1 pseudogene is annotated in these 4,157 nt (G+C 68.1%); it reads right to left on the bottom strand.

Going from position 1 to position 4,157, the window contains the following annotated elements:
• Positions 1-4,157: pseudogene (locus tag DBR20_RS23135) on the bottom strand (transporter); the annotation flags it as partial.

The raw sequence follows: 4,157 nt of genomic DNA, 5'->3' as shown, positions 1-4,157 counted from the left end.
GTCGGCAGCGGTGGTATCCGCACCCGCCACCGCAGTCAGATCCCAGGACGTCGTGCCTTCAGGCAGCATAGCCGCCAGCGCCCAGTTGCGTCCCTGCCGACCGCTGGCATCCGCGGTCCGCAGCTTTACCGGCGCGTCGCCGGCAAGCTCCACCTTGGTCATCGAGGGAATGATCGCACCGGCATGCAGATCCAGTGCGCCGGAGAGCTTCATTGCCATGGGCAGGGCGACACCGGCCGGCCACACCTGTGCGGCCACCGGCGCTGGCGTGCGCAGGCGGAAGCCGGCACCCAGGCGGGAACCGGACTGCAAAGCCAGCGCCTGTGCCAGCACGGTACCGGCCGCCATCACCTGCCCGCTGCCAGTCGTTACTGCCGCGCCCAGCACAGTACCGGCCGGCAGCAGCAGCGGCCCGGACAACACCATTTCCACCGGCAGCACGGTTCCCGCCGGCAAGGTCACGCCCTCGAATGGCAATGCATAGTTCAGCGTGGCGCCGGCGCGGAACTCGGTTCCGCGCTGCAGCTGGACACCCTCGCCGGGCACGATCAGGTCGCCGCCGAACGCGGTGTTGGGCGTACCGCCACTGCGCCCCTCCAGCAGCACCCAGCCGTCCTCATCGGGATTGGCCGGCGGCGGCGCAAAGCCGTCATTGATGCTGCCGTAGACATTGATATCGCCCTCGGCACGCAGCACCAGCGCGGCGGATTCACCGAAGCCCCGGCGCGTCGGGTCGATCCGGTTCGACTGCGGACCGTAGCGGTAGCCGGACAGATCGATATCGCCGGCCACCACCAGATCGCCGCGCGGATTGTCGGCGCTGGTCCGCGCCACGATCTGCACACCCGGGCGCAGGCGGTAGCTGCCCAAGGCCGCAGTGCGCTGCTGCAGACCGGTGTTGGCCAGCGCGCCGTTCATCCAGACGCTGTTGTCCGGGTCCACCACCGTATCCAGCCAGCGCTGGTTGATCACCTGCGGGCGATGGCCATGCACGTCCGGCGCGCTGGCCAGCGGTGCCGAGTCATAGATGCGCACTGCGTTGACCTGGATATCGCCGGCACCGACGATGCGGATGCCGTTGGCCACGTCGATGGCCGCATCATCGGTGCCCACGCGCGGCACATTGAGCTTGACGCTGCCGCGTGCACGTCCATCGTTCTGCCCCGCAGCGGTACCGGCCGGCACCGAGGTGCCGGCACGCAGATCCAGCGCCGACGCACCGCCCAGCTGCAGGCCTCCACTGGCCGACGTCAGCTCGATCGTGGCCCGGTTCGGGCTGTCGATGATCTTGCCGTAGCTGTCCACGCGCAGGCCGCTGCCATGGGCATCCAGCGTGCCGTCCACGCGCAGCACATCGCGTGCCGACAGGCGGATGCTGCCGACCTGTTCGCCGCTGGCATCGATGCGGCCGTTGACCTGCAGGCTGCCACCATCAAGGCTGATATCGACGTGGCGAGCCTTCACTTCATTACCGATCACCAGGTCACCTTCGCTCAACTGGAAGGCACGGCCACCCGTAATGCCACCGCTCGTCAGCCGTGTGTTGAGCCCGGTAAAGTCCTGCAGCTGACGAGCACGCAATACCAGTTCAGCGCCGTCGTAGGGCACCTCGGTACCGCCCGCATCGTAGCGCCCGCTGGCACTGCCCAGCAGTGTTCCGGCCAGCGCCACGCTGCCCCCCTGCTTGCCCAGTGCCTGCACCGTCAAGCGACCGCCACGGTTGTTGCGTGCCGATGCGTCGATGCGCGAAGCCGCATCGGCGCTGATATCGCCCTCGCTGGATGACAACGTGACATCGCCGCCCCAGCTGTACTTGTCCACGTCGTACAGGCTGACCTTGCGGCCGGCCAGGTCCAGCACGGCGCTGCCGCCCAGCGAAATTCCCTCGCGTGCATTGGCATCGAACCGGCCGGAGGCCAGCGCCACCCGGCTGTCGATCGCGATGCGGTCGGCCTTGATCGACAGCTCCGCCCCCAGCGCGTCATTGCCTGCGGTGGCGCCTGCGCCGCGCAGCTGCACGTTGCCGCCACTGCGTATCGCCAGTTGCGCGCCCGCATCGCCTGTCAGCAACGGCGTGACGATATCCAGCGCGCCTCCCGTCAGCTGCCAGCCGCTGCCAGCCACGTAGTCGCCTTGCTGCTGGAAAACATCGAGACTGCCTTTGCCCGAGAACAGCATCCGCTCGGACGCTGCCAGCGTGACCCCGGCAAAGCCGAGGACCTGGCGATCGGCGGCCACCGACGAATTGGGCCGGGTAAACGGCGCTCGCCCCAAGTGCAGCGTGCGCGTGTTGATCTCCAGCTGGCCACTGCCGAGACGACCGACCATCGCCTCCCCGCCCGGCTGTGCCTGTTCGCCGCCCGGCAACGTCGTGCCCGCCAGCGTACCGTCCCAGACCAGCGTATCGGCAAAGATGCGTGCGCGGTCGGTGGCGGCACCGTAGCCGTGGATGGCCGGTGCACCCAGCACCAGGCTGCGCAGGCTGCTGCGCCCGGTCGCGCTGTCACGGGTGTCCAGGTCCACGCTGCCGAACACGTTGATCGCATCACGCGCGGTCAGGCTCAGTGCTTCCAGCGCAGGCGCGCCAGACGCAGTGTTGCCGCGCAGCAGCCGCTGCAGGACATCCTGGTTCATGGTCATGCCGGCCGGCAGGCCGCCGGCCGCCGCTGCCGCTGCAATGGCCTCGGCACTGCCCAGGTTGAGCGCAGACATGCCCAGGCCCAGCTGACGGGTGCCATAGCTCACCGCATCACCGATGTTCAAGGCGCCGTCGGTGACCACATTGATGCTGCCAGCAGACAGCAAACGGGTCTGCCCGCTGCAGCCCGCCACGCAGCCACCGATATCGATCGCCACCGCCCCTGCCGCTGCCCCACCCTGCGCACTGAGCGCCGTCAAGCGCTGATTGGATACTGCCAGCAGCCCACCCGAGACCAGATAGGGCGCCGTGGTCTGGTCCACACGCGAGGGATCGGCCAGGGACAGGGTGTCGATCGAGGCGCCCTGCTCCAGCAGGATGCCCTTGCCTCCGAAGGCGGCCGCGAGCAGCACTTCCTGCGCCACCAGATTGACGCCGCTGCGCACGGCCAGCTGCGTTGCGCTGCCTTCCACCGTGTTGGTGGTCGCGTCACGGCGGAACGTCCCGCCGATCAGCATGATCTCCGGCCGCATTGCATTGAGCGCCGCGTCGAAGACGGTCGCGCCGCGCTCAGTGCTGATGCTGCTGCCCTCTTTGACAATCTCCAGCGATGCACCGTTCGACGCAACGAGGTTGACCGAGAGAATGCCGCCGCGCCCCTGCGCGCTGCCTGGATTGAAGCGCGACAGTCCAGCAAAGGTGACGGCCGGCGTGCCCATGCGACCCGCGCCATCGCCGAGCATCAGGCTGAGGTTGCCGGCATCTACGGGTCGCCAGCGCAGTGCTTCACCGCGACGTTCAGCCACGCCCTGCACGAATGTGCCGTAGGATGTTTCGTTGTAACTGGCATGGCGCCGTACGGTCTCCGCAGGCGTCAGCAGCAGATCGGTGAGCAGCGGCGAGACCGAACCACCGAAGCCCTGGCCCTGATGCCCGCTGAGCCGCCAGGAACCGGTACCGGTCGACACCGGCTGGCCACTGCCGATCGCGTTCTCCGCGCCGATCTCGACGCGGAACGCGCCGAGCTGCAGGGCGTAGCTGGCTGGCAGCAGCGTGTAGGTGCCGGCCGGCAGCCCCGGTACGCCTGCGGGTATGGTGATCTGTTGACCCACACGCGGGTTGGCGCTGCCGTCTGCTGTCGCCAACGGAGCCTGCACGTCCGATCGCCCCGGCACGATGGCGTAGACCGCATTGCCAGCGTGACTGAAGCCATAGCGCGGATTCGCATCCGCCAACGTGTGTCGCAGGATATCGACCGAGCCGCCGCGCCCGGCCACGAAGGCAGCGCCGGACAACTCACCTCCGCCGGAAACATCCACGACGCTGCCTGTGGCGCCGTTGAACGCATTGGCCACGATGTTCACACCAATCGGGATATTGACCGATCCGGGGTCAAGCACATTGAATTCGGCACCGGCCTTTCGCCAGGTCACACCGTCCACCGTGCCGCCGAATGGCAGCGTCAGGCCGGCGCCACTAATGGAGGTCACGCTGCCGGCAAGCAGATCGACACGGCTGG

The organism is Stenotrophomonas sp. HMWF023, assembly GCF_003060985.1.
GTDB classification, from domain to species: domain Bacteria; phylum Pseudomonadota; class Gammaproteobacteria; order Xanthomonadales; family Xanthomonadaceae; genus Stenotrophomonas; species Stenotrophomonas lactitubi.
Note: the sequence above shows the minus strand (reverse complement) of the source record. Positions and strands in the feature narration are given on the sequence as shown.